Source organism: Nonomuraea sp. NPDC001699 (assembly GCF_053596455.1).
The window spans coordinates 845,600-871,490 of sequence record NZ_JBSFGF010000002.1 but is presented as its reverse complement, the minus strand read 5'-3'; the positions used below and the strand labels follow the sequence as shown (position 1 = coordinate 871,490).

Sequence of the window (25,891 nt, the reverse complement as noted above, 5' to 3'; positions counted from 1 at the left end):
ACGATGACGGCGCCCGATGAGGCGATGTCGGCAGCAGCGGGGTCCTGAGCTGCACGCCCCCGCCGTTACAGGTATTCGTGGAGGCCTGTGGGGACGGGCTCGGTCCGGGGCGGGGTGGGGTGGTCGTCGTCGGACAGGCCGGTGAGGATGACGGCGAGTTCGGCGCGGGTGTGGATGCCGAGTTTGCGGTAGATGCGGGCCAGATGGGTGTCCACGGTGCGCTTGCTGATGGACAGCGTCGTGGCCACCTCCAGGTTGCTCATCCCGCGCAGCACCAGGTCGGTGACCCGGCGTTCGCCGACGGTCAGCACATGGTCGTCCTGGCCGGGAACGAGCGTGGCGGCGCGCGCCGGGGCGGTGGCGGCGCGGTGCTTGTCGGCCAGGGCGGCCAGGCGGGCCGCGCCGCAGTCGGCGGCCAGCCGCAGCGCCAGGGCCAGGGTCTCGTGGGCCTTGCCGTCGTCGCCCGCCTGCCGTTGGGCGATGCCCAGGCGCAGCAGGGCCCTGGCGTGTTCGAGCCGGGCGCCCCGGTTGCCCAGCAGGGCGACGGCCTCGTGCAGCATGTCGAGCCGGACCTGACCCTCGTGGGCGATGCTGGCCGCGCTCAGCGCGCGGGCGACGACGGTGGGCGCGCCCCACGCGCGGGCCAGCTCCAGCTCCCGTTCGGCCACGATGCGGGCCGCCGAACGCTCACCGGACAGGACGTACGCCAGGATCGAGTTCGTCCCCCAGGGCACGCAGGCCGGGTTCATGATGCCGGCGGCGGTCAGGCGGCGGCCGCATTCCAGCAGGGTGAGCAGGCCGTCGCGCGGACGGCCCTGCGCGAGCCGGAGGCGGCCCAGCGCGTCGAGGGCCTGCCCGGAGATCATCGGGTGCCAGTCGCCGTACGGGGCCACGGACTTCAGCGCCGCCTCCGCGGCCTCCAGGTCGCCGTACTCCACCAGCACCCGGGCGGCGCAGGCCGCGGCGGCCACGTGGAAGCCCTCGGCCTGGCACTCGCGCGAGCTGACGACGGCGGCCTCGGCGTCGGCCAGCCCCGCCTCCAGGCTGCCGAGCTGGTAGCGCACCTCGGCCCTGGTCAGCAGCGCCAGCGCCAGGCCGGTGCCGGAGCCGGCGTCCTGGGTCTCGGTGACCAGCCGTTCGGCCCAGTAGGAGGCCTCGTCGAGGCGGTCGCCCCACACCAGCGGCAGGACGGCGGCCACCGGCACAGGGCCCTGGCCGTCGAGGCAGCGGCGGGTCTGGGCGAGCATGCGCGGCAGGCTGCGGCCGCGCGCGCCGGTGGCCAGGGCGAGCACGCTGACGAACTCCCTGGCCGCCGGGCTGACCAGCGTGCCGAGGGAGCGTCCCAGGCGGCGCAGGCCGAGCCGGCCGGCCGAGCGGCCCCACAGCAGCGCCTGGGCGGCGAACACCAGCAACAGGTCCGTTCCGCCGAACTGCGGCGTGGCGGCGGCGGCCTCGGCCGCGCCGGCGAAGACCTCGGCGGCCTCGGCGGAGTTCGCGGTGACCAGGATGTCGGCGAACGGTGCCAGCGACATCAGGGCGTGCGGGGCCGTCCTGACCCGGCCGTAGACGGTGCGCAGGTGGCGCAGGCAGGCGGGCAGGTCGCGGTGCTTCTCCACGGCGCCCAGCTCGGCGGTGACCTCCAGGACGGTGTCCCGGTCGTCGGTCTCGGCCAGCGCGCGGTGCAGGTAGCCGGTCGCGTCCGCCCACGAGTGCTTGGCGGCGGCCTCGCCCGCGGCCTCGCGCAGCACGGTGACCGTGAGCGGGTCGCCGGTCGGGCCGGCCGACATCAGGTGGCGGGCCGAGCGTCTCAGCGGCGCGCCGAGCCGGTACAGCAGCGACGCGGTACGGCGGTGCAGCCGGTCGCGCTCGCCCGGGTCCATGCCGGCCAGCACGGCCTGCTGGATGCGCGGATGGGCGAAGCGGTCGGGCGGCGTGCCGGTGACCAGCCCGGCGCGGCGCAGCGTCTCCCCCGCCGCCCTGGCGGTGTCCTGGCCGTGCCCGGCGATCATGGAGGCGACCTCCATGCCGTCCTCGGGTGCGACGATGGCCAGGCTGCGCAGCAGGTCGACGCCCGCGGCGTCCACGCCCGACCCGCTGCCGGACAGCCAGCCGAGCGCGGTCTCGGTCAGCGCCAGCGCGCCGATCTCCAGCACCCGGGACAGCTCGGCGCCCACCGGGCGCACGCCGGACCTGGCCAGCCGCACGGCCAGCTCCCGCAGCAGCAGCGGGTTGCCCTGGGTGAGCCGGTGGCAGGCGGCGGCGACCTCCTCGCCGATCTCCTCCTCCACGCCGAGCACGGACTCCATGAGCCGTCCCGCGCATTGGGCGCACAGGGGGGCGGGCCGCAGCAGCCGCGTGTACGGCAGCGTGGCCAGGTCTCTGGCCAGGTCGTCGGGGCCGCCGGTGTCGGCGGTGGTGAGGATCATCGCGATGGGCAGGCCGTCGAGCCGCCGGGCGATGTAGGAGCACCACTGGGAGGACTGCGGATCGGTGTGGTGCACGTCGTCGACGGCGATGATCAGCGGCCGGTCGCCGGTGAAGGAGCGGGTGGCCCGGTAGAGGCCGTGCAGCAGGTCGGGCGTGACGGGATGGCTCCGGTCGAGCCCGCCGCCCAGGTCGGGACCGACGACGGCACCCTCGCCGGGTGGCGGCGCGCGGCCGGCGGTCATGAGCGGCTCGAAGAGCTGGCGGACCACGCCGAACGGGTGGTCGCGCTCGGTGGGGTGCCCCCGCGCCATCAGCAGCAGCGCCCCCGCCTCACCTCTGGCCGCCAGCGCGGCGTTCAGCAAGGTGGTCTTGCCCATGCCCCGGGACCCCTGGATCAGGAGGACGGAGGGCCCGCCGGCACGGACCCTCGACAGCGCCTCCCGCATCGCCGCGGTCTCGATGTCACGGTGTAGCAGCGGCTGTCCCGAAGACATCGCCACTCCCCACAGTTCGGCCCCCCTGAAACTGTCCACCAGGATCATGCCGCCTCGGGCGGGCGGGCTGTCAATACCTGGGCACGCAAATCCGACTAATCCGGACTATTGGCACCCGGTTCAACAGCGCGCCCACACCGGGGCGCATGCGCATTCCCGCCGGACCAATACGTATTTTCGCCCACCGTACCGGTGAAATGCGTACGCCGGAATTACGTCTTTACACCGGATCCGGCCCGGTGCGACTCTGCGATCAACCAATATGGACCCGATACGGGGAGGGTCATGGACCGCCCACGTCTCAAGGCGCACTTCACACCGCAGGTGATCGACGGGTCGAAGGTGTTTCTCCTGGCCGAGGGTCAGCACTACCTCGTCCAGTCGGCGGGGGCCGGGAAACTCCTTCCCTACCTGGACGGACGGCGTACCGTAGCCGAGATCGCGAGCGCGCTGATCGACGAACTGCCGCTCCCGCAGACACTCATCGCCATTCGTAAATTCGCCGCATTCGGCCATCTCGCCAATGGCCGCCCCGATTGGCCGGACAGCACGCTGGCATTCTGGGACGCGCAGGGAATTGACCCGGTGCACGCGCACGACGCGCTCTCCCGCGCCGAATTCACCGTCGTGGCCTGCGAGGGGGCCGACGCCGCCGCGGTGGTCCCGGTGCTGGCCGAGCACGGGTTGCGTATACGTACGAGGAGCGTGGCGGAGGAGGCCGCCGGGCCCGAGGGGACGATGGCGGTCGTGGTGGCCGGCGACTACCTCGATCCGGCGCTCGACCGGCTCAACGCCGCCTATCTGGCCGCCGGGCACCCGTGGGCGCTGGTGAAACCGGGCGGGATCACGCTCTGGGTCGGCCCGGTGCTCCAGCCTGGACGCACCGGCTGCTGGGCCTGCCTGGCACAGCGGCTGGCCGGGAACCGGCAGGTCGAGCGGTACCTGGCGGGCAAGCGCGGCGGCGGCGTGCCGTACCACCCGGCGCGGGAGTCGGCGCCCGCCGGTCCGGCCGTGGCGGGCGGGCTGCTGGCCGTGGAGCTGGCGCGGATCGCCGCGGGGGCGGCCTCCTCGCGGCTGGAGGGCCGCATGACCACCGTCGACCTGCGCACCCTCGGGGTCATGGAGCACACCCTGGTCCGGCTGCCGCAGTGCCCGGCCTGCGGCGATCCCACGCTGATCAGCGAGCGCAGCCCCAAGGTCGCGCTGTCGGCGCGCAGCGCCCGGCACGTCACCGACGGCGGATACCGCATCGAGCCGCCCGCGCGTACGTACGCCAGGCTGGAGAAGCACATCAGCCCCCTGATCGGGGCGGTCACCCGGCTGCACACCTTCGCCGACGAGGACAACGGCGTCACCTACAGCTTCACCGCGGGCCACAACTTCGCCATGATCGGCGACAACATGGACCTGCTGCGGCGCAACCTGCGCGGGCAGAGCGGCGGCAAGGGCCGTACCGAGGTGCAGGCCAGGGTGAGCGCGCTGTGCGAGGCCATCGAACGCTACTCGGGCGTGTGGCGCGGCGACGAGCCGGTCACCGAGGCCGCCTACGCCGACCTCGACCCGGCGGTGGCCGTCCATCCTGAGTCGCTGCTGCACTTCTCCGACGCCCAGTACGCCGGCCGCGAGGAGTGGAACAAGGACCCCGCGCACCGGCTGCACCTGGTGCCCGAGCGGTTCCGTACGGACCTGCCGGTCGACTGGTCGCCCGCCTGGTCGCTGACCGAGGAGCGGGAACGGCTGGTGCCCTCGGGTTACGCCTGGTACGGCCATCCCGACCTGGAACGCCACTTCTACTGCGTGGGCGACTCCAACGGCAACGCCTCGGGCAACTCGATCGAGGAGGCCGTCCTGCAGGGCTTCTGCGAGCTGGTCGAACGGGATGCGGTGGCCCTGTGGTGGTACAACCGGGCCCGGCGGCCGGCCTTCGACCTGGACTCGCTGCGCGACCCGTACGTCGACACCGTGCGCGAGTTCTACCGCGGCATGGACCGCGACCTGTGGCTGCTCGACCTCACGACCGACCTCGGCATCCCGGCGTTCGTGGGGGTCTCGCACCGCACCGGGCACCCGGTGGAGGACGTCATCGTCGGGTTCGGCGCGCACCTCGACCCGCGGATCGCCGCCATCAGGACGCTCACCGAGGTCAACCAGTTCCTGCCCTCGGTGGAGCGGCGCGACGAGCACGGCGAGACGCTCTACCTGGACGACGACGTCGCCACGCTGGCCTGGTGGAAGGAGACCAGGCTGGCCGAGCAGCCGTGGCTGGTGCCCGACCCCGCCGTACGCGCCCGCACCCTGTCCGACTACGCCCGCTCGGACGGCGGCGACCTGGCCGGTGACGTGCAGACGTGCGTGGCCAGGGCCGCCGCGGCCGGGATCGAGGTCATCGCGCTCGACCAGAGCCGTCCCGACCTGGAGCTCAGCGTGGTCCGGGTGATCGCGCCCGGCATGCGGCACTTCTGGCGGCGGCTCGGCCCCGGCCGGCTGTACGACGTGCCGGTCTCGCTCGGCTGGGTCACCGAGCCCGTGGCCGAGGACGAGCTCAACCCGACCAGCGTTTTCTTCTGACCGGTTCGCGGGCCCCTGGGTGACGGAGAGGAGCGGGCCATGGACGAGACCAAGCTGCGGCTGCGGCGGGACGCGGAGCTGACCGAGGCGGACGGCCAGGCGGACGGCGAGGCGCGCATCTCCACGCCCGCCGGCTCGCTCGGCCTGCGCGGGCTCGACGCCGGGACCGCGGCCGCCCTGCGGATCCTGGCCGGCGGCGACGCGGGCGAGACCGCCCTGGCGGCGACCGTGGGCGAGGCCGGACTGCTGCGCTGGAACCTGCTGGTCCGCCGCCTGGCCAGGGCCGGCCTGCTGGAGTTCACCGCGGCCGGGGCCCGGCTGCGCCCGGTCGGCGCCGGCGGCGTGGAGCCCGCCCCCACGCCGCCGGCGGACACGCCGATCAGGCTGTCGCGCTTCGCCGTCGTGACCGCCGGGGACGGTGTGCTGACCGTGCGCTCGCCGCGCAGCCCGGCGGTGGTGGAGCTGTCGCCGGCCGCCTGCGGGCTGCTCGGCGCGCTGGCGTCCTGGACCACCCCGGCGAACCTGGCGGACGGCGGCCGGGCGCGGGACCAGGAGTGGGGGCCGGCGCTGCGGTTCCTCGCGGCGGCGGGCGTGCTCGCCACCGGCCCCGAGGACGACGACCTGGCGACGGCCCAGTGGCACCCGCGCGACCTGTGGCTGCACGCCCACAGCCGCGGCCCCCGCTACACCGGCCGCTACGGCGGCACGTACGCCTTCACCTCCCGCTTCGACCCGGTGCCCGCCGATCCGCCGCCGTTCACCGGCGAGCGGATCGAGCTGCCCCGGCCCGACCTGGAGCTGCTGGCCAAGACCGACCCGAGCCTGACCGACACGCTGGAACGCCGCCGCTCCCTGCGCGAGCACGACCCGGACGCGCCCATCACGCTGGCCCAGCTCGGCGAGCTGCTCTACCGGTCGATGCGGCGGCGGGCGACGTTCACCTCGCCCGACGGGCAGGAGCTGACCGACCGGCCCTACCCCTCCGGCGGCTCGGTCCACGAGCTGGAGATCTATCCGCTGATCGTGTCCTGCCAGGGGGCCGAACCGGGACTGTGGCACTACGACACCGCCGGCCACGCCCTGGAGCTGGTCTCGCCGCCCACGCCCGCCGTGCGGGCGCTGGTCGAGCGGGCCAAGTCGGCGGCCCAGCTCACCGCCGACCCCCAGGTGGTGCTGACCGTCACCGCGCGCTTCGGCCGGGTGATGTGGAAGTACGAGACGATCGGCTACTCGCTGGTCCTCAAGCACGTGGGCGTGCTGTACCAGACGCTCTACCTGGCCGGCACGGCCATGGACCTGGCCGTGTGCGCGCTGGGCGGCGGGGACGCCGCCGACTTCGCGCTCGCCAGCGGCCTCGACTACCTGACCGAGGGCAGCGTCGGCGAGCTGATCGTCGGCAGCCGGCGGTGATGGGCACATGACGGCACGACGGCGGGCCGAGGGCCGCGTTCGGGGGACGGCGCGATGAAGTTCCGGTTCAAGGCGTTGCAGCGGATGCGGGAGCCCGACGAGCTCGACTCGCCGACGCTGCTGGCCTCGCCGCGCGGGTGGATCGCCACGTTCGTGGTGCTGATCATCGTGGTGGCCGCGGGAGTGTGGTTCTTCGCCGGGCGGCTGCCGGTCACGGTGCCCGCCGTGGGGCTGCTGACCCATCCGGGCGGCACGGCTCGGCTGCAGAGCCCGTACGGGGGGACGGTGCGCTCGATGCTCGTCCAGCCGGCCGAAGCGGTGCGCGAGGGCCAGGCGGTGGCGGTCATCGCCGCCGACGACGGGGCGGAGCAGGTGGTGCGCAGCCCGTTCAGCGGGCGGGTGGTCGCCGGTTCCGCCGTGCCCGGCCACGTGGTCAGGGAGGGCGAGGAACTGCTGCTCATCGAGCGTACGGACGCGCCGCGCGACCGGCTGGTGGCGATGTTGTTCGTGCCGGTCGACCGGGCGATGGGCGTGGTGCCGGGCAAGCCGGTCGATCTGTCGGTCTCCTCGGCGCCGCCCGGCGCGTACGGGCTGCTGCGCGGCCGGGTCGAGTCGGTCAGCGACTACCCCGTGATGACCGAGCAGGCCGCCGACCTGGTGGGCGGCGAGGACCCGGCGCGCGGCTACCTGCGGAACACGCCGTCCAGGCTGGTGATCGTGGACCTGGTGCGCGATCCCGCCACGCCGTCCGGCTACGCCTGGTCGACCGTGAAGGGGCCGCCGGTGGGCCTGCAGTCGCAGGTCTCCGTCAGCGGCGCGATCGGGCTGGGCAGCCAGACGCTGTTCGACCTGCTGCTCGGGCGCTGAGGTGAGCCGCGTGACCGCCCCCGCTCCCACGCCGAAGGAGGGATGCGTGACCACGACCAGCGCCCCCGGGAGGGACGTGTGACCACCACCGGCGTCCCCGACCAGGGGCATGTGGACCAGGCACCCGCGAAGGACACCGGGAAGGGCGCCGCGCCCGCTCCCCCGGCGACCCCGGCGGCCCCGGCGCGGCGGCGGCGGTGGAGATGGCGGCGGCGCACGCCGACGGTGATCCAGATGGAGGCCGTGGAGTGCGGGGCGGCCTCGCTGGCGATGATCCTGGGCTACCACGGCAAGTTCGTGCCGCTGGAGGAGCTGCGTTCGGCCTGCGGAGTCTCCCGCGACGGCGCGAAGGCCTCCAGCGTGGTGGCCGCGGCCCGCCGCTACGGGCTGATCGCCAGGGGCTTCCAGATGGAGGCCGACGACCTGCGCTCGCTGACCGGGCCGGCCATCGTGTTCTGGGCGTTCCAGCACTTCATGGTCCTGGAGGGGGTGCGCAGCCGGTTCGGCAGGAAGGCCGTCGCGGTCAACGACCCGGCGGGCGGTCCCCGGATGATCGACTGGGACGACTTCGACTCCGGCTTCACCGGCGTGGTGCTGACGTTCGAGCGGGGACCGGACTTCCGGCCCGGCGGGCGGCCCACCCGCGTCGGGCAGGCCCTGCTGGCGCGGCGGATGCCGTCGGGCCGCGCCCTGCCGCTGGTGCTGCTGGCCAGCCTGCTGCTGGTGGTGCCGGGCATCATCGGGCCCGCGTTCAGCCGGGTGTTCATCGACCGGATCCTGACCGGGCGCGACCCCGGCTACCTGGTGCCGCTGCTGTTCGCGATGGGGGTCACCGCGGTCGTGGTGTTCGTGCTGACCTCGGTGCAGCGGCACTACCTGCTGCGGCTGGAGATCCGGCTCAGCCTGGTCAGCTCGGCCCGCTTCTTCCGCCATCTGCTGCGGCTGCCGGTGGAGTTCTTCCTCCAGCGGCGTCCGGCCGAGGTGGCCAAGCGGGTGCAGGCCAACGACGGCGTGGCCGAGATCCTGTCCCGCGACCTGGCCGTCACGCTGGTGAACCTGGTCCTGGTGCTGTTCTACGCGGCCGTGCTCATCCGCTACGACCTGCTGCTCGGGCTCGTCGGGGTGTCGATGGCGCTGCTGAACATCCTGGTGCTGCGCCAGGTGTCGCGGGCGCGTACGGACGCGGTGGCGGCGCTGCGGGCCGACCTGGGCAACCTGACCTCCACCACGTTCAACACGCTGCAACTCGTGGAGACCGTCAAGGCGACGGGGGCCGAGCCGACGGCGTTCCAGCGCTGGGCCGGGTTCCTGGCCAAGGCGGTCACCGCCAAGCAGCGGCTGGGCGTGGCCACGGCGACGCTGACCGTCGTGCCGCCGCTGCTGGCCGCGGTCAACAGCGGCCTGATCCTGCTGATCGGCGGGCTGCGGGTGGTGGACGGGGCGATCAGCGTCGGCATGCTGGTGGCCTTCCAGACGTTGCTGAACGCGCTGTCCAGGCCGGTCACCCAGCTCACCAACCTGGGCGGCCAGTTGCAGGACATCTCGGCCGACATCTGCCGCCTGTACGACGTCGAGAAGTACCCGATGGCCCGGACGTTCGAGCGGTCCGCGCGAGCCGAGGAGGAGGCCGGACCGAGCGGGCGCCTGGACGGGCGGCTGGAGTTCGCCGACGTGACCTTCGGCTACAACGCGCTCGCCACGCCCGTCGTCAGGAACCTGTCGTTCACCGTGGTGCCGGGCCGCCGGGTGGCGATCGTCGGCAACTCCGGCAGCGGCAAGTCGACCGCGGGCAAGCTGGCCGCCGGCCTGTACGCGCCGACCTCCGGCCGGGTGCTGCTGGACGGCCGGCCGCGGGACGACCTGCCGCGGGCCGTCGTGGCCGCCTCGGTCGCGTACGTGGACCAGGACATCACCCTGTTCGAGGGCACCGTGCGCGACAACCTGACGTTGTGGAGCGACGACGTGCCCGACGAGGTGGCGGTCTCGGCGCTGCGGGACGCGGCGCTGTTCGACCTGATCGCGGCCCGGCCCGGCGGCCTCAACAGCCGGGTGCTGGAGGGCGGCAGGAACCTCAGCGGCGGCCAGCGGCAGCGCCTGGAGCTGGCGCGGGCCCTGTCGATCCAGCCGACGCTGCTGATCCTGGACGAGGCGACCAGCGCCCTGGACCCGGAGACGGAACGGATCATCGCCGACAACCTGCGCAGGCGCGGCTGCGGCTGCCTGATCATCGCGCACCGGCTGTCCACGGTGCGCGACGCGGACGAGATCATCGTGCTCGACCGCGGCGAGGTGGTCGAGCGCGGCAGGCACGCCGAGTTGCTGGCGCTCGACGGTCACTACGCCGCGCTGCTCAGGAGCTCACGCAAGAACGGCGACGGAGGATGACGCAGTGCTGAAAGTGGCTGGTTTCTCCCCGTTCTTCACCGACGCCGCCACGCCGGTGGACTACTCGGCGGAGAACCTGTTCGTGCTGTCGGGCGTGCGCGAGGTGCTGCTGGTGGAGGAGGGCGCGGTCGACCTGTTCGCGGTGCGCCTGGAGGGCGGCCGTCCGGTCGGCCGGTGGCACTACCTGTGCCGGGTCCGGCAGGGCACGTTGCTGCCGGGCTCGCCCAAGGGGCCCAGGCATGGCATCGTGGGCCGTCCGGTGCTCGGCACGCGGGTCTCGCGCCTGCCGCTGGCCAGGCTGGGCGAGCTGTCGGGCACCAACCGGTCGGCCACGATGTCCACCGCCGAGTACGGGCTGGCCGTGCGGCAGTTCGTCCGCGGGCTGGAGGGCGGGATGATCGCGCTGGCCACCGCGCTGCGCGACGCGTTGCCGCCGCGCGAGTTCGTCCCGCTGCTGCCCGACGCGGTGACCGAGCTGCCGGCCGGCCGCGCCGCCCGGTCGGTGGACGGCGTGCGGTGGATGACCGTCGAGGAGGGCGCGGTCGAGATGCCCGACGGCGTGGCCGGCGTGCTAACCGCGGGCGCCGAGCTGGCCGTGACCGAGCGGGACTGGATGGTCGCCGACGCCCCCGCCCGGCTGCGCGCCCGTTCGACGTGGCAGTTGCTGGCCGACGAGACGATCTGGGCCCGCTGGGTCGAGCACGCCATCCGCTTCCTCTACACGGTGGACCGCCGGGTCGAGCGGCGGCGGGCGCAGGAGCTGGAGGCGCTGCGGCGGCGCAGGGAGCGCGAGGCCGGCACGACGCGGGCGGCCCGCCGCGGCTTCGACACGCTGGTCAGCGACACCGAGGCCAAGGTGCGCGTGGCCGACGTCACCGCCGACCCGCCGGCGCTGGCCGCGGCCAGGCTGGTGGCCTCGCACGGCGGGTTCACCGTGACCGCGCCGCCGCCGGGCCAGGCCCGCGGGGCCGACCCGCTCCAGGCCGTCGCGCTGGCCTCCGGGGTGCGCACCCGGTCGGTCCGGCTGGACGACGGCTGGTGGAAACACGACATCGGGCCCATGGTGGGCTACCGGGCCGACGACGGGACGCCGGTGGCCCTGCTGCCGATCGGCTCGCGGTACGTGGTCGCCCAGCCCGGCCACAGCCGGGTCACGCCCGTCACCAAGGCGGTGGCCGCCACGCTGACCGGCAAGGCCGAGGTGCTGTACCAGCCGCTGCCGCGCGAGGTGCGGACCGTGGCCGGGCTGCTGCGCTTCGGCCTGGCCCGCAACGGCCGCGACCTCTGGGTGCTGGCCTCCCTGGGCACGCTGGTGGCGGTCATCGGCCTGCTGGTGCCCGCGATGACCGGGCTGGTGCTGGGGACGTTCGTGCAGCGGGCCGAGCGCGACCTCATCGTGCAGGGCGCGGCGCTGGTGATCGGCGGCGCGCTGGTGGCGGGGGCGCTGTCGATCGTGCAGAACGTCGCGGCCCTGCGCATCGAGGGCCGCTCGTCGGCCCGGGTGCAGGCGGGCGCGTGGACGCGGCTGCTGTCGCTGCCCGTCACGTTCTTCGGCCGCTACTCCACCGGCGAGCTGGGCACGACCGTGCTGGGCGTGAGCGCGGCGCAGGAGACGTTGTCGGGCGTGATGGCGACCGCGACGCTCGGGCTGTTCGGCGGGCTGGCCAACCTGGCGCTGGTGTACGTCTACGACGTCGGCCTGGCGCTGCTGGCGACCCTGCTGGTGCTGGCCGGCGTGCTGGTGTGCGCGGTCGCCGGCTTCTTCGAGGTACGCCTGCAACGCCGCCTGTACGAGCAGGAGCAGCGGCTGTCGTCGCGGGTGTTCCAGCTCCTGTCGGCGGTGCCCAAGCTGCGCGTGGCGGCCGCGGAGGACCAGGCGTTCGGCGTGTGGACGCGCGACTTCATGGCGACCAGGACCACCTCGGCCGCCGCCCGGCGGCTGCAGAACGTGGTCACCACCTTCAACGCCGGGTTCCCGCTGGTCTGCTCGGTGGTGATCTTCGCCGTGGCGGCCGGGCCGCTGCGCGGGCAGTTGCCGATCAGCGCGTTCCTGGCCTTCTTCGCCGCGTTCAACCTGCTCATCGCCTCGGTGCTGCAGTTCACCGGCGCGGCCATCACCGCCATGGGCGTGGTGCCGATGCTGGAGAAGCTGGCCCCGGTGCTGGAGGCCGAGCCGGAGGACCACGCGGGCAAGGCCGACCCGGGCGACCTGTCGGGCCGCGTCAGCCTGTCCCGGGTCTCCTTCCGCTACGGCGGGGACGGCCCCGCGGTGCTCACCGACATCGACCTGTCGATCGAGCCCGGCGAGTTCGTCGCGATCGTGGGCCCGACCGGCAGCGGCAAGTCCACGATCCTGCGCCTGCTGCTCGGCTTCGAGCAGCCCGACGTCGGCTCGGTCCTGTACGACGGCCAGGACCTGGGCGAGCTGGACCTCGGCGCGGTGCGCCGGCAGTGCGGCGTGGTACTGCAGAACGGCGCCCTGCTGGCCGGCGACATCCGGCAGAACATCGTCGGCAGCACGAACCACACCGTCGACGACGCCTGGGAGGCGGCGGCGATGGCCGGCATCTCCGACGACATCACGGCCATGCCGATGGGCATGAACACCGTCCTGTCGGAGGGCACGAACACGCTCTCCGGCGGCCAGCGGCAGCGCATCATGATCGCCAGGGCGCTGGTCTCGCGGCCCCGCATCGTCTTCTTCGACGAGGCGACCAGCGCCCTGGACAACCCCGCCCAGAACGTCATCGCCGAGAGCACCCGCCGGCTCAACGCCACCCGGGTGGTCATCGCCCACCGGCTGTCCACCGTCCGGGACGCCGACAAGATCCTGGTGCTCGACGGCGGCCGCATCGTCCAGCAGGGCACCTACGACGAGTTGCTCACCGAGGAGCAGGGGCTGTTCGCGCGGCTGGCGCGGCGGCAGATGTGAGCGCACGGAAGGAGCCGTCATGGAGTTCGCGCTGCTGATCCACGGGCCGGAACGGGCCTGGGCGGAGCTGTCGGAGCAGGACCGCTCCGCGCTGTTCTCCGCCTACCTCGCCTTCGGGCGGGAGCTGCGGGAGGCGGGCGTCACGGTGGTGTTCGGCGCCCGGCTGGCCCGCCCGGACGCGGCCGAGGGGGAGCCGCGCGAGGACGGCCGTCCGGAGCTGGGCGGCATGTGGATCCTCGACCTGCCGTCGGAGGAGGCGGCCCTGGAGTGGGCCGGGCGCCTGCCGTCCGGGCCGGGCGACCGGGTCGAGTTACGGCGCTGCGACCGTGGAAGGATGTCACGATAGTGCCAACCGGGGCTCTGCCCGCGCCCCACCACGCCTTTGGGGCAGAACCCACAGGGAGGTAGACGACTCATGGACTTCGTGCTGCTGATCCACGGCGACGAGATGCTCTGGGACGCCTTCAGCGAGAGCGAGCGGGAGCGGATGGCCGAGGCCCACCGCCAGTTCGGCCGGGCGATGGCGATGGCGGGGGTCAAGGTCAAGTACGGCGCGGGGCTGACCAGGTCCGGGGAGGGCAAACTGGTCAGACCCGACGGGCCCGCCGTCGACGGCCCGTACGCGGTCGGGCGGGAGCAGATCGGCGGCATCTGGGTCATCGAGGTCCAGTCGGCCGAGGAGGCCGAGTCGTGGGCGCGCAAGATGCCCTACGCGCCCGGTGACATCGTCGAGGTGCGCCCCTGCGACCCGGCCTCCTGACGGCCGGGCCCCGGGAGCGCCCTCAGTAGCGGGCTCTGCGGCTGAGCAGCACGCCCACGGCCAGGAACAGCAGGCCGGCGGCGCCGTACACGATGGCCAGCGAGGTCGCGGGTGGCTTCTCGCTGGCGTTCACGACGGCCAGCCCGAGGCCGACGATCGCGCTGATGTAGCTGAAGATCGCGATGAAGATCTTCCAGAACGGACTCATGACGTGCTTCCTTCCGATGAGTGCTGAGCCGGTCCGTACGGTGCGGTCCCGGCGACGACGAAGCCGAGCAGCATGACCCAGGCGTCCGGGTCGGCCAGGAAACGCCGCCAGCGGTCGGCGGCCAGGGCGAGCCCCGCCATCGGCAGCGCGCCCGAGGCGACGAGCGGCGCCAGGCGTTCGGGCCCCAGGTGCGGGGCGAAGGCCGCGGTGGGATGGGTGTCGTTGGTGGTGGCGAACGGGCGCAGCACCACGTCGGCGAACCCGCCGCCGCGCAGCAGCCGGGTGAGCTTCCTGCCGATCTGCCGGTCCCCTCCGGCGCCGCGCTGGGCCTGGGCCATCGTGGCGTGGACGGAGGCCAGCTCGGGGTACATCGGGTCGGCCAGCCCCCACAACATGCTGTCCACCTCGACGACCACGATCCGGCCGCCGGGACGCAGCACGCGCAGCGCCTCGGCCAGCATCGGCGCCGGATCGCCCACGTGCTGCAGTACGTACCGCAGCAGTACGCCGCCCACGCTGCCGGTACGCAACGGCAGCCGGGCGCCGTCGGCGGTGACCAGCGGGGCGCCGCAGCCGCCCGCGTTGCGCAGCAGGGAGGCGTCCACGTCGAGCGCGATGACGGGCAGCCCCGGCTCGGCGGCGCGCAGCCGGCGGGTGACCGCGCCCGAGCCGGCGCCCAGCTCCAGCAGCGGGCCCTCGCGGGTCAGCCCGAGGTCGCGCATGATGCGCAGCTCCTCCTCGAAGGAGAGCGCCGCCTGGGCCTCCAGCCGGGCCAGCTCGCCGGTCACGCCGCCCCACGTGGTGGTGGCGGCGTCGTAGGAGCCGCCACCACCACGTGGGGCCGCCGGCGCCGCGCTCATCGGGGCCTCGGGGTCATCATCAGACCGTGCCTGGGCCGCAGCGTGACCAGCGCCTCGGGCTCGACGGGGAAGCCCTCCACCAGTTCCATGCGCAGCCCGCGCAGGATCACCGCGAGCACGAGCGTGGCCTCCGCCAGCGCGAAGTGCCGTCCGACGCAGATGCGCGGGCCGCCGCCGAAGGGCAGGTACTGGTGGCTGAGCAGCCGGGCGGCCCGGTCGGGGTCGAACCTCTCCGGCCGGTACGCATCCGGCTCCTCCCAGTACCTCGGGTCGCGGTGCAGCACCCACGGGCTGACGCACACCAGCGACCCGGCCGGTACGTCGTAGCCGTCCAGCACGTCGTCGGCCGTGCCGCGGCGGGAGATCAGCCAGACCGGCGGGTAGAGCCGCATGGCCTCCTGGACGGCCTGCCGGCAGCGGCGCAGCCTGGGCAGGTCGGCGGCGGTGGGCGACCGGCCGGCCAGCACCTCGTCGATTTCGGCGTGCACGGCCTCGGCCGCCTCCGGGTGCCGGTCGAGCAGGTAGAGCGTCCAGGTCAGCGACTTGGCGGTGGTCTCGTGCCCGGCCATGACGATGGTCAGCACCTGGTCGCGCAGGTCGGCGTCGGACATCGCGTGCCCTTCGGCCAGCATCGCGCCGAGCAGGTCGTCGCCCGCGCCGCCGGCCCGGCGGGCGGCGATGATGAGCCTGGTGACCCGGTCCAGGAAGGCCCGCGCCCGCAGGAAGCCGGCGTGCCGCGCGGCGGTGTCGGCCGGGTCGGGGTCGTCGCTGGGTACGTAGTGGCCGATGAAGCGGTTGACGGCGTCCACGGCGCGGCCGAAGCCCTCGCCGGCGACGCCGATGTCGGTGCCCAGCATGGCCTTGACGATCACGCCGAGGGTGAGCGAGGTCAGGTCGTGGTCGACGCGTACGGGCCGGTCGCCGGCCCAGTGCGTCACCAGGTGCTCGGCGGCCTCGACGATGACCTGGTCGAACCGGCCCACCTCGGCGGGCCTGAACGCGGGCGCGCACATCCTGCGCTGGGCCGCCCACTCGGCGCCGTCGCTGGTCAGCAGGCCGTTGCCGAGCAGGGGGCGGAGCATGTCGTCGTCCGGCGTGCGTTCCTTGGTGTAGGCGGCGCCGTTCTCCTTCAGCACGTGCCTGGCCAGGTCGGGGCGGTTGAGCATGTAGACCGGCTCGCCGTCCGCGTCGTGGCGGGTGACGTCGCCGAGGGCCGCCATGGCGGTGACGAACTCCAGCGGCGCGTCGCGCATGGCCCTCAGGCTCTGGGTTCCGGCCGGTCCCGGCGGCACCCGGGGGGATACGTACGTCCCGGACATGGGTTCTCCCGATGGCTTACGCAAACGAATATTCCGATACGCATTTCCGGCCACCGAATACGTATATCGCTTCGTATTGTTCCGGTCGGCGTATTTGCAGAGTACCTTTTAAGCAGAGGGCTCTCAATACTTAATCCGGAGCCCCGGAAATTAAGTCTAGGCACCTCGAATTCGGCTGTGTAAGACTCCGTTCCGAGACGGCGCACCGCGCCGAAGGGGAAAAGCTCCAGGAGGACGCAATGGCCCTGAACCCCAGAGAGCGGACCGAATTCGTCAACGCCTACACCCGAGTCCTGATCACCGCGTGGTCGAGCGAGGAATTCTCGGCGAAGCTGGACAGCAACCCGCGCGAGGCGCTGGCCGAGGCCGGCCTCGAGGTTCCCGCGGGCGCCCAGATCACCCTCGTGCGCAACGTGCCCGACGGCCACCACGACACGAACCTCGACGTGCAGGTCTCGCTGTGGGAGCGCGGTCTGGAGACGGGGACGTTCGAGTTCCACATCCCCGAGACGCCGCAGATCGACATGGCCGAGCTGAGCGAGGGCGACCTCGACTCGATCGCGGCCGGCGTCGACGTCAACTGCTGCTGCTGCCCCTGCTGCTGCTGCACCTGACGCCGGGAGCCACGCACGCCAAGAGGAGGAAGAGGAGATCATGTCCGACGACCAGGCGAACCCCATCCACGTACGGGGGCTGCGCAAGCAGTACGGTCCCGCTCTCATCCTGCAGGGTGTGGACCTGGATGTTCGTCCCGGAGAGGTGTTCGCCTTACTCGGCCCCAACGGCGCGGGCAAGACGACCACGGTCGAGATCCTCGAAGGCGTGCGCCGGCGTTCGGGCGGCGACGTGCGTGTCCTCGGCCGCGACCCGGCCGAGGACGCCCCGCAGTGGCGGGCGCGGCTCGGCATCGTGCCGCAGACGACGGGCGCCTACGCGGACCTGACCGTCCGCGAGGTCGTCGAGCACTTCGCCGCCTTCTACCCCGCGCCGCTGCCCGCGGCGCAGGTCATCGACATGGTGGGCCTCGGCGCGAAGGAGCGCAAGCAGGCCCAGACGCTCTCGGGCGGCCAGCTGCGCCGCCTGGACGTGGCCGTCGGCGTCGTCGGCGACCCCGACCTGATCTTCCTGGACGAGCCGACCACCGGGCTGGACCCGGAGGCCCGGATGGAGGCGTGGGACCTGGTCCGCTTCTTCGCCGACCAGGGCAAGACGACCGTGCTGACCACCCACTACCTCGACGAGGTGGAGGCGCTGGCGCAACGCGCGGCGGTGATCGTGGCCGGCCGGATCGTCGAGACCGGGCCGGTGAGCGAGCTGGGCGGCCGGCGTGACACGCCCGCCGCGGTGAGCTTCACCCTCACGCCCGAGCTGAGCGCGGCCGAACTGCCGGACCTGCCTCCGGGCACCGCGCTCGACCCGTCCTGCGCGCCCGGCGTGCCCGGCGGCACGCTCACGCTGCTCACCCACACGCCCACGCGGGCCCTGGCCGCGCTGCTGCCCTGGGCCGCGCGCGCGGGCGCCGACGAGCTGCCCGACCTGCGCGTCCACCGGCCGACGCTGGAGGACGTCTACCTCAAGCTGATCCGCGAGAACCAGGGGGCCCAGTCATGACCAGCTCGAACGCGATCGTGGCCGAGCAGGGCCGTCCCGTGCGCGCGCGGGGCGGCGGGTCGGGGCTCTGGCGGGCGTCGGCGGCCCGTTCGTCGGTGGAGCTGAAGTCGTTCTTCCGCAACCGCCAGTCGCTGTTCTTCACGCTGCTGCTGCCGATCGTGCTGCTGCTGGTGCTCGGCTCGATCTTCTCCGGCACGGTCCCCGGCACGCACACCGACTTCAAGCAGATGTTCGTGGCCGGGATCATCGCCTGCGGCATCATGAGCGTCAGCTTCAACGGCCTGGCGATCAACATCGCGATCGAGCGGGACAACGGCATGATCCGCCGCCTGGCCTCCTCGCCGATGCCGAAGACGGCGTACTTCGTCGGCAAGATCGTCCGGGTGGTGGTGACCGGCTTGCTGGAGGCGGCGATCCTGCTGGCCGTCGGCGTCGCGCTGTTCCGCCTGCCGATGCCGCCGGACGCCGCCCACTGGCTCACGTTCGCCTGGGTGCTGCTGCTCGGGGCGACGTCCTGCTCGCTGCTGGCGGTGGCCTTCAGCGCGATCATCCCGAACGCCCGCTCGGCCGCGGCGATCGTCACGCTGCCGTTCCTGGTGCTGCAGTTCATCTCCGGGGTGTTCTTCCCCTACAGCGAGCTGCCCGCCTGGATGCAGAGCCTGGCGGCGTTCTTCCCGCTGAAGTGGATGACACAGGGCCTGCGCTCGGTGTTCCTGCCGGCCGACTTCGCGGTGGTGGAGCCCGCCGGCACGTGGGAGCTGGGCAGGACGGCCGCGGTGCTGGGCGCCTGGTGCGTGGCGGCGCTGCTGCTGAGCCTGCTGACCTTCCGCTGGCGCGGCGCCAACGTCCGCTAGCCGGGGAGGGGCTCAGATGGCGAGGGTGAAGCCGGTCAGCCTCCTGGGCACCAGGCCCGGGGCCCACGCGGGCGGCTTCCCCGTCCGGCGCAGCCCGGGATACCGCTCCAGCAGCCCGCTCAGCAGCAGCCCGCCGGCCTGCCTGACCAGCGGCGCGCCCAGGCAGAGGTGGGTGCCCGCGCCGAAGGCCAGATGGGGGTTGGGCGAGCGGGTGACCAGCAGCTCGTCGGGCCGGTCGAACACGGCCGGATCGCGATTGGCCGCCCCGACCAGGGCCAGCACCCTCGCCCCCGCCGGGATCACGCCGCCGTCCAGCGGGACCGCCTCGGTGGTCACCCTGGCGGTGAACGGGATCGGCGATTCCAGCCGCAGCAGCTCGTCCACGGCCGACTCGGCCACCTCCCGGCCGCCGTTCCTGATCCGGTCGGCGGCCTCGTGGCGCGGCAGCAGCCAGTGGAGCGCGTTGCCCACCATCTCGGCCAGCGGCTTCCATCCGCCGACGACCGTGAGCGCGGCGATGCCGAGCATCTCGGCCCTGGTCAGCCGGTCGTCGGCGGCCAGCCGGCCGAAGGGCGAGCCGCCCGGCCCGTTCCCGGCGGCGGCGGTGGCGGCGTCGGCGCGCTCGCCGAGGAAGCGGGTGAGCTCGCCCATCGCGGCCCGCCCGGCCGCGGCGGCCTGGGGCCCGGCCAGCGGGTCGAGGTTGACCGACACGCGGGCGGCCAGCCCGGCGAAGACCGGCACGGCGGCGGCCGGCAGCCCGAACAGCCTGGCCAGCACGCCGGTGGCCAGCGGCTCGCCGATGTCGGCGGTGGCCTCGATCTCGTCGCGGCCGGCCAGCGCGTCGAGCACCGCGCCGATCCCGGCCTCGATGTCGCCCGCGACGCCGCGGATGGCGGCCGGGCCCATCAGCAGCGCGCCGGGCGAGCGCAGGCGCTGGTGCTCGGGGGGATCGGTGGTCAGCATCGACGGCGGCAGCTCGTCGTCCCTGACCCGTTCCCGCTGCCCGAGCGCGGCCGAGAAGCGCGGGTCGCGCAGCGCGAGCGCGCAGTCGGCGTGCGTGGTCAGCAGCCACATGCGCGAGGTGACGTCGAAGTGCACGGGGTCGTTCTCGCGCAGCCAGCGGTACGCCGGATACGGGTCGAGCCGCCCGCGAGGAGAGAACGGGTGCGCTAAGTGGCCGGGCAGCGTGCGGGGTGCCGTCATCGCGTCTCCTCGTGATCAGGCCGAGGACAAACTACTACAGAGGATGTGCCGGTGGCAGAGCTTGACGTCGTCGTGATCGGCGCCGGGGTGAGCGGGCTGGCGGCGGCCGCGCGCCTGGCCGGCGCGGGCCTGGCGGTCGCGGTGCTGGAGGCCGGGGAGCGGGTGGGCGGCCGGATCCGCACCCACCGGCCGTCCCTGCTGGAGCTGGGCGCGCAGGTGATCCACGGTGACCGCAACCCGATCGCGGCGCTGCCCGGTCTGGAGGCGCCGGTGCCGGTGCCGCGGCGCGCGGCGCGGGTGCTGCTGCCCGGCGGGCCGCGTCCACTGATCGCGCTGCGGCCCACGCCGCCGCTGCTGGAGGATCGGCTGACGTCGGGCGCGGCCCGGGAGCCGCTGCGCCGCCTGGCGGGGGCGAGCCCCTGGGACGTACCGGTCGCGGCGTGGCTCAAGGAGGAGACCGCCGACAGCCCGCAGGCGCTGGAGCCGGCCGCGGAGTGGTTCAGGCAGAACTGGGCGGCCGAGCCCGAGGCGCTGAGCGCGCCCGCGCTGGCCGCGCTGCGGCGCGCCGACCCGGCGGGACGGGGCGAGTTCGCGCTGCCCGGCGGCTTCGACCGGCTGCCCGCGCGGCTGGCCGAGGGGCTGCGGGTGCGGCTCGGCGACGCGGTCGTCCGCCTGTCCTGGACGCGCGGCCAGGTGCGGGTGCTGACCGCCGCCGGGCACGTGGAGAGCGCCGCCGCCGCCGTGGTCACCGTGCCGCCGCCGGTGGTCGCCGAGGGGCGGCTCGTGGTGGACGACCTGCCCGTGCGCAAGCAGGCGGCGGCGTACGAGCTGCGGCCCGGGGACGCCTGGTGCGGGCTGGTCGCCTATCCCGAACAGGCGCCCGAGTCCGTCGTGGTCTTCGACGCCGGGGGCCGTCTGGGGTTCGTCAGCACGACGGCCGGGCGGCCCGAGGTGCTGGTGATGGCCAAGGCCCGCGCCGCCGCGGCGGCCAGGAGCGCCTGGGCCGAGCCGGGCGGGCTGGTCGCGCTGCTGGCCGGGGCCCTGCCGTGGACGCGAGGGCTGAACCCGGCGGAGGTGGTGGTGTGCGACTGGGGCGCCGACCCGTGGACGGGCGGGGCCTACACGTACCCGGGCGTGGGGGCGCTGTGGGCGTCCCCGGCCTGGGCCGAGCCGCTGGGCGGGACGGTCTTCTTCGCCGGGGAGGCCACCGTCGGCCTGTCCGGCCCGCCCATGGCGCACATGGCGATGGCCAGCGGGGAGCGCGCGGCCACAGAGGTGATTGGGGCGCTGGAGAGATGACGGCTGGCAACGGGGAGCTCCACGGCGGGTGGTTCCTGCTCGCCCTCGACGACGAGATCGGCCCGGGGATCACGCCGCTGCGGCTGGGCGGTACGCGCCTGATGGCCGTGCGCGACGGCGAGCGGATCCGGGTGTTCGAGGCCACCTGCCCGCACCGGGGCGCCCACCTGGCCTACGGCGGCAAGCTGGACGGCGACTGCGTGATCTGCCCCTTCCACGGCAAACGCATCTCGCTGGGCGGGTCCGGCCGCCGCTGGGCGGTGGACGAGCTGCGCACGCTGCGCGCCGGGGCGGCGCTGTTCGCCCGGCTGGCCGGCGACCCCGGCGACGACCGGGGCTTCGAGCAGGCGATCAAGCAGGCGGCCGAGGACCTGGTGATCGTGGCGGCGGTGAACCGGCCGGTGACGGTCCCGGCCGAGTACGTCGTCGAGAACGCCTTCGACGCCCAGCACTTCAGCACCGTCCACCTGGTGCCCTCGGTGCGCGGCATGCGGGTCAGGATGGGCGAGCACGACGAGCTGGTGATCGAGGGCGAGTTCCGTACCAAGGCGCCGCCGTGGGAGAAGGAGCGGCGGCTCGACTTCGCCTCCCGCTTCGTGGCCCGCGCCTACAGCCCGCATCTCGTGGTGACCGAGCTGGGCACGCCGGAGGCGCCGTACACGATCGTCACCGGCGCGGTGCCGGACGGGACGGGCTGCGTGGGACGGGTGGCCATCGGTGTGCGGCCGGACCGGACGGACTCGCTGCCCGCCCTCGTGCACGGCGCCCGCTACGCCTTCGACCAGGACCGCGTCGTCTGGGACCACCTCGACACGGACGCCCCGCAGCGGCTGGACGCCGGCGACACCCCGGTCATCGCCTTCCGCCGCTTCTGTCAGGGTTTCGCCGCCGTCCCCGGAGCGTCCTCATGAGCCTGTACGTGCGCTCGACCGGCCAGGGCCGGGCCGTGTTGTGGATCCACGGCTACACGATGGACGCCTCGGTGTGGGAACCGCTGTGGAACCTGCTGCCCGGCTGGCGGCACGTCGGCGTGGACCTGCCGGGCCACGGGCGTTCCGGGCCGCTGCGGCCGGGCACGTCGCTGCCCGCGCTGGCGGCCGAGCTGGCCGGGCTGGCCGGGGCCGAGTCGGCCGCGCTGGTGGTGGCCGAGTCGATCGGCTCGATGATCGCCCTGCAACTGGCCATCGACCATCCGCGTGACGTGCGCGGGCTGATCGTCGGCTCCCCGACCATCGCGGGCGCGCCCCCCGAGCCGGGCACCGCCGGGCGGTACCGGGCGCTGGCCGGGCTGGCTCGGATGGGCGCGGGGGGCGAGCAGCTCGCCGACCTGTGGATGTCCTCGCCGCCGGACATCTTCCGCGGCACCGAGGACCACCCCGAGCTGCGCGCCAGGCTGCGCGCGATCGTGGCCGGGCATTCGTGGCGGGAGCTGCGCGACGGCGCGATGCACGGGCTGAGCAGGCACGTCCACACGGTCGAGGACCTCCGCGGCATCCGGGCGCGCACGCTGGTCGTCGTGGGCGACCGGGACATGCCGACGTTCCGGGCCGGCGCCGCGCTGCTGGGCGGCTCGGTCCCGCTGTGCCGTACGGTCACCGTACCCGGCGCCGGGCACCTGTGCATGATCGAACGGCCCGAGGTCGTGGCGCCGCTCATCGCCGGGCACCTGCGGCTGTCGGCCCTCGAAGCGGACGAGGAGGCCGGGCGTGCCGATTCACGAGCACTATGAGCCGGGCGAGCCGTGCTGGGTGGACTACGGGGCGCTCGACCCAGCCGGCGCGCGGGCCTTCTACGGAGAGCTGTTCGGCTGGACCTTCCGCGAGGAGGGCGGCTACTCCTTCGTCGAGCTCGGCGGCCAGGTCGTGGCCGGTTTCGGCCGGGTGCCGCCGGGCCTGCCCGCCTCCTGGAACACCTACCTGGCGGCTCCGGACGTGGACGCGGTGGCCGTGGGGGTGAAGGAGCTGGGCGGCGGCGTCGTCTTCGGCCCGATGGCGGCCGGCCAGGACGGGCGCGTGCTGTTCGCGACCGACCCGGCGGGGGCGGCGGTCGGCTTCTGGGAGGGACACCGTCCGGCCGGGATCGTGCTGGCCGGCGAGCCGGGGACGTGGTGCGGGCACGAGCTGTGGTCGGCCGGGACCGCGTTCTACCGGGACCTGCTCGGCGCCGCGCCCGTGGCCCGCGAGGGGACGGGGGCTCGCCCGCAGTGGATGACGTTCTTCGCGACCGCGGACCGCGCCGCGGCGGCGGCGACGGCGGCCCGGCTGGGCGCCACGACCGCCCCCGGGCATCCCCGGGCGACGATCGTGCGCGACCCGTGGGGGGCCCTATTCGCGCTGACGTGACCGGCCGGACAGGACGAAGAACAGGGCCACGAGGACGGCGCCGGCGATGACGACCACCGAGCCGACCGTCTTGCCGATCAGAAAGGCCACGACCACCGCGACGGCGTAGACCAGGGGAACGACCAGCCGGAGGTTCAATCCCATGCGCGCTCCTTGAAGAAAGACGGAACGGAACTCAGACGCATCATCGACCAGGCCGGGCCGGCGGTCCAGAATAACGCCGGAATATACGTATCGGCCTACGTATTGGGCCCCGCTTGCCGGGCCCGCGACTGCGTAATACGCATCGATTATCGGAAGGGCTCGCGATGACCAAGGTATTAGTGATCGGCGGCGGCCCGGCGGGCTCGATCGCCGCCACGCTGCTGGCCCGCAACGGAATGGACGTGAGGCTGCTGGAACGCGAACGTTTCCCGCGTTACCACATCGGCGAGTCGGTGTCCCCGTCGTGCCGGACGATCATCGACTACGCCGGGGCGCACGACAAGGTCGAGGAACGCGGCTACCCGGTCAAGGAGGGCCTGCTGCTGCGCTGGGGCGCCGAACGCGACTGGACGGTGAACTGGGCGGCCACGTTCGGCCCCGACGTGCGCTCCTGGCAGGTCGACCGGGACGACTTCGACCAGGTGCTGCTGGACCACGCCGCCTCCCAGGGCGTCGAGGTGATCCAGCAGGCCAGGGTCCGGCGCGTGCTGTTCGAGGACGGCCGCGCGTGCGCCGCCGAGTGGGACCGCGGCGTCGAGCGCTTCGATCACCTGGTCGACGCCTCCGGACGCGCCGGGGTACTGTCGGCGCGGCACTTCCGTGACCGACGACCGCACGACGTCTTCAGGAACGTCGCGATCTGGGGCTACTACCAGGGCGGCGACCTGCTTCCGGACACGCCGGGCGGCGGCATCAACGTCATCTCCTCGCCGGAAGGGTGGTACTGGGTGATCCCGTTGCGCGGCGAGGTGTTCAGCGTCGGCTTCGTCACCCACCAGACGCGCTTCCTGGAGCGGCGTCCCCACTACGGGTCGCCGGAGGAGATGTTCCACGCGGTGGTGGCCGACTCGCCGACCGTGGCGGGGCTGGTCGGCAGGTTCACCGGTCCGGTCCGGATCGAACAGGACTTCTCGTACGTGGCCGACTCCTTCTGCGGCCCCGGCTACCACATCGCCGGGGACGCCGCCTGCTTCCTCGACCCGCTGCTGTCGACCGGCGTGCACCTGGCCATGTACAGCGCCCTGCTGGCCGCGGCCTCGATCACCGCCACCGACCGCGGCGAGGTGAGCGAGCAGGAGGCCCAGGGGTTCTACGAGTCGCTCTACCGCAACGCCTACCAGCGGCTGCTGACCATGGTCTCCTCGGTCTACCGGCAGTACCGCGGCCGGGCCAGCTACTTCTGGCTGGCCCAGCACCTGGTCAGGGGCGAGAGGTCCGACCACGCGTTCGCCGCGATCACGGCCGGGCTGTCGGACCTGACCGACGCCACCACCGCCGGCGGCACCGCGCCGATGAGCGAGCTGGTGACCGCCGCCCACGACGCGGGGCTGCGCGCCCTGCGCAACGTCACGCCCGCCGGCAGCACCATGGCCCCCATGCGCATGGACGCCAACGACCTGTACGACGCCGCCACCGGCCTCTACCTGACCGCTCACCCCCGGCTCGGCATCAGCCGCTCACTGACGAGGACGCCTTGATGAAGTCACTGGTCCGCCTGCTCCTGCCGCTCGCCCTGCTCGCGGCCCTGCTCTCCCCCGGCCCGGCGACGGCCGCCCGGACGCCCTCCCCGGCGCTCAGCGGGCAGGCATCCGTCGGGCAGGCACTCGTCGGGCAGGCGGAGGCCATGCGGCGGCTCTCGTTCATGATCGGGACCTGGGCGGGGCCGGGCTGGACCGTCACCCCGTCCGGGACGCGGCAGGAGTTCCTGCAGACCGAGCGGGTGCGTTGGCAGGCGGGCGACCTGGTGATCTCGGTCGAAGGGCAGGGCCGCGACAAGGCCGACCCGCGTACGATCGCGGACAGCGCCCTGGCCGTGATCAACTACAACGAGGCGACCGGCCAGTACCGGTGGGAGGCGTTCTCCCGCGGCTACGTCACCACGGTCGTGCCGGAGGTCGGCGACAACACCTTCCGGTGGAGCCTCCAGACACCCGCCTACACCAGCCGCTACACGCTGACGTTCACCGCCACGACCTGGCACGAGATCGGCGAGACCACCGTGGACGGCGGGCAGACCTGGCACCAGAACTTCCAGATGGACCTGCGCCGGCTCCGCTGACGCCCGCGCACACTTGTACAAATGTAACAGTCTGCAAAATTCGGTTGCTTTGAGTGCATAGTCCCAGTTCAGGCGGGTAGCGCGACTCC

General features: G+C 73.6%; 22 protein-coding genes. 16 read left to right on the top strand and 6 right to left on the bottom strand.

The window, feature by feature from the left end:
- Nucleotides 1-65 precede the first annotated feature (65 nt).
- The gene (locus tag ACWCSU_RS09480) at nt 66-2,921 is read right to left on the bottom strand and encodes an ATP-binding protein (protein WP_449934674.1); all 2,856 of its coding nucleotides are present in this window, start codon (nt 2,919-2,921) and stop codon (nt 66-68) included.
- A gap of 285 nt (nt 2,922-3,206) precedes the next feature.
- Between ACWCSU_RS09480 and ACWCSU_RS09475 the strand changes: the two genes are divergently transcribed.
- The 7 genes from ACWCSU_RS09475 (at nt 3,207) to ACWCSU_RS09445 (ending at nt 13,843) form a co-directional block, all read left to right on the top strand.
- Nucleotides 3,207-5,489 (top strand): TOMM precursor leader peptide-binding protein, encoded by a 2,283-nt coding sequence (locus ACWCSU_RS09475; RefSeq protein WP_449934673.1) that lies wholly within the window; start codon nt 3,207-3,209, stop codon nt 5,487-5,489.
- A 39-nt stretch (nt 5,490-5,528) separates the two neighbouring features.
- Complete coding sequence (locus ACWCSU_RS09470; protein WP_449934672.1) at nt 5,529-6,899, top strand: SagB/ThcOx family dehydrogenase; 1,371 nt, start codon at nt 5,529-5,531, stop codon at nt 6,897-6,899.
- Between the two features lie 54 nt (nt 6,900-6,953).
- The gene (locus tag ACWCSU_RS09465; RefSeq protein WP_449934671.1) at nt 6,954-7,766 is read left to right on the top strand and encodes an HlyD family efflux transporter periplasmic adaptor subunit; all 813 of its coding nucleotides are present in this window, start codon (nt 6,954-6,956) and stop codon (nt 7,764-7,766) included.
- Nucleotides 7,767-7,808: 42 nt separating this feature from the next.
- Nucleotides 7,809-10,151, top strand: coding sequence for an NHLP family bacteriocin export ABC transporter peptidase/permease/ATPase subunit (locus ACWCSU_RS09460; protein ID WP_449934670.1), 2,343 nt, complete (start codon nt 7,809-7,811; stop codon nt 10,149-10,151).
- A gap of 4 nt (nt 10,152-10,155) precedes the next feature.
- Nucleotides 10,156-13,083, top strand: a complete 2,928-nt coding sequence (locus ACWCSU_RS09455) for an NHLP bacteriocin export ABC transporter permease/ATPase subunit (protein ID WP_449934669.1) — start codon at nt 10,156-10,158, stop codon at nt 13,081-13,083.
- A 19-nt stretch (nt 13,084-13,102) separates the two neighbouring features.
- The gene (locus ACWCSU_RS09450; protein ID WP_357706727.1) at nt 13,103-13,429 is read left to right on the top strand and encodes a YciI family protein; all 327 of its coding nucleotides are present in this window, start codon (nt 13,103-13,105) and stop codon (nt 13,427-13,429) included.
- A 69-nt stretch (nt 13,430-13,498) separates the two neighbouring features.
- Complete coding sequence (locus ACWCSU_RS09445; RefSeq protein WP_357706729.1) at nt 13,499-13,843, top strand: YciI family protein; 345 nt, start codon at nt 13,499-13,501, stop codon at nt 13,841-13,843.
- 22 nt (nt 13,844-13,865) lie between these two features.
- Here ACWCSU_RS09445 and ACWCSU_RS09440 read toward each other — a convergent pair whose 3' ends face one another.
- The 3 genes from ACWCSU_RS09440 to ACWCSU_RS09430 are packed head-to-tail and all read right to left on the bottom strand — an operon-like array spanning nt 13,866 to nt 16,164.
- Nucleotides 13,866-14,051, bottom strand: coding sequence for a hypothetical protein (locus ACWCSU_RS09440; protein WP_189646391.1), 186 nt, complete (start codon nt 14,049-14,051; stop codon nt 13,866-13,868).
- Entirely contained in the window at nt 14,048-14,911 is an 864-nt protein-coding gene (locus tag ACWCSU_RS09435) for a class I SAM-dependent methyltransferase (protein ID WP_449934668.1), read from the bottom strand. The genes ACWCSU_RS09440 and ACWCSU_RS09435 overlap by 4 nt, the downstream gene beginning before the upstream one ends.
- On the bottom strand, nt 14,908-16,164 hold the full coding sequence (locus ACWCSU_RS09430; RefSeq protein WP_364096255.1) for a cytochrome P450: 1,257 nt from the start codon (nt 16,162-16,164) through the stop codon (nt 14,908-14,910). Before ACWCSU_RS09430 ends, ACWCSU_RS09435 begins: the two co-directional genes overlap by 4 nt.
- Before the next feature lie 305 nt (nt 16,165-16,469).
- Here ACWCSU_RS09430 and ACWCSU_RS09425 point away from each other — a divergent pair, with 305 nt between their 5' ends.
- The 3 genes from ACWCSU_RS09425 to ACWCSU_RS09415 are packed head-to-tail and all read left to right on the top strand — an operon-like array spanning nt 16,470 to nt 18,695.
- Nucleotides 16,470-16,844 carry a hypothetical protein gene (locus tag ACWCSU_RS09425; RefSeq protein ID WP_357706732.1) on the top strand — a complete coding sequence of 125 codons (375 nt, stop codon included), beginning with the start codon at nt 16,470-16,472 and terminating at the stop codon, nt 16,842-16,844.
- A gap of 40 nt (nt 16,845-16,884) precedes the next feature.
- On the top strand, nt 16,885-17,841 hold the full coding sequence (locus ACWCSU_RS09420; protein WP_357706733.1) for an ABC transporter ATP-binding protein: 957 nt from the start codon (nt 16,885-16,887) through the stop codon (nt 17,839-17,841).
- Nucleotides 17,838-18,695: an ABC transporter permease gene (locus ACWCSU_RS09415; protein ID WP_357706734.1), complete on the top strand. Its 858-nt coding sequence runs from the start codon at nt 17,838-17,840 to the stop codon at nt 18,693-18,695. Before ACWCSU_RS09420 ends, ACWCSU_RS09415 begins: the two co-directional genes overlap by 4 nt.
- Nucleotides 18,696-18,707: 12 nt before the next feature.
- On the opposite strand, the gene ACWCSU_RS09410 is transcribed toward ACWCSU_RS09415, so the two are convergent.
- A complete protein-coding gene (locus ACWCSU_RS09410) occupies nt 18,708-19,898 on the bottom strand; it encodes a cytochrome P450 (protein WP_449934667.1) in 1,191 nt (396 codons plus the stop codon).
- Between the two features lie 51 nt (nt 19,899-19,949).
- Here ACWCSU_RS09410 and ACWCSU_RS09405 point away from each other — a divergent pair, with 51 nt between their 5' ends.
- From ACWCSU_RS09405 to ACWCSU_RS09390, 4 genes are read left to right on the top strand one after another with little or no spacing between them, the layout of a single operon-like run.
- Nucleotides 19,950-21,197 (top strand): flavin monoamine oxidase family protein, encoded by a 1,248-nt coding sequence (locus ACWCSU_RS09405; RefSeq protein WP_449934666.1) that lies wholly within the window; start codon nt 19,950-19,952, stop codon nt 21,195-21,197.
- Nucleotides 21,194-22,108 carry a Rieske 2Fe-2S domain-containing protein gene (locus ACWCSU_RS09400; protein WP_449934665.1) on the top strand — a complete coding sequence of 305 codons (915 nt, stop codon included), beginning with the start codon at nt 21,194-21,196 and terminating at the stop codon, nt 22,106-22,108. Before ACWCSU_RS09405 ends, ACWCSU_RS09400 begins: the two co-directional genes overlap by 4 nt.
- A complete protein-coding gene (locus tag ACWCSU_RS09395) occupies nt 22,105-22,926 on the top strand; it encodes an alpha/beta fold hydrolase (protein ID WP_357706739.1) in 822 nt (273 codons plus the stop codon). Before ACWCSU_RS09400 ends, ACWCSU_RS09395 begins: the two co-directional genes overlap by 4 nt.
- A complete protein-coding gene (locus tag ACWCSU_RS09390; RefSeq protein WP_449934664.1) occupies nt 22,904-23,539 on the top strand; it encodes a VOC family protein in 636 nt (211 codons plus the stop codon). Before ACWCSU_RS09395 ends, ACWCSU_RS09390 begins: the two co-directional genes overlap by 23 nt.
- Here ACWCSU_RS09390 and ACWCSU_RS09385 read toward each other — a convergent pair.
- On the bottom strand, nt 23,522-23,683 hold the full coding sequence (locus tag ACWCSU_RS09385; protein WP_357706742.1) for a hypothetical protein: 162 nt from the start codon (nt 23,681-23,683) through the stop codon (nt 23,522-23,524). The two genes, ACWCSU_RS09390 and ACWCSU_RS09385, sit on opposite strands and share 18 nt — an antisense overlap.
- A 164-nt stretch (nt 23,684-23,847) precedes the next feature.
- On the opposite strand from ACWCSU_RS09385, the gene ACWCSU_RS09380 reads away from it, so the two are divergent.
- The gene (locus ACWCSU_RS09380) at nt 23,848-25,221 is read left to right on the top strand and encodes an NAD(P)/FAD-dependent oxidoreductase (RefSeq protein WP_357706743.1); all 1,374 of its coding nucleotides are present in this window, start codon (nt 23,848-23,850) and stop codon (nt 25,219-25,221) included.
- A complete protein-coding gene (locus ACWCSU_RS09375; protein ID WP_449934663.1) occupies nt 25,221-25,802 on the top strand; it encodes a hypothetical protein in 582 nt (193 codons plus the stop codon). Before ACWCSU_RS09380 ends, ACWCSU_RS09375 begins: the two co-directional genes overlap by 1 nt.
- Nucleotides 25,803-25,891: the final 89 nt, after the last annotated feature.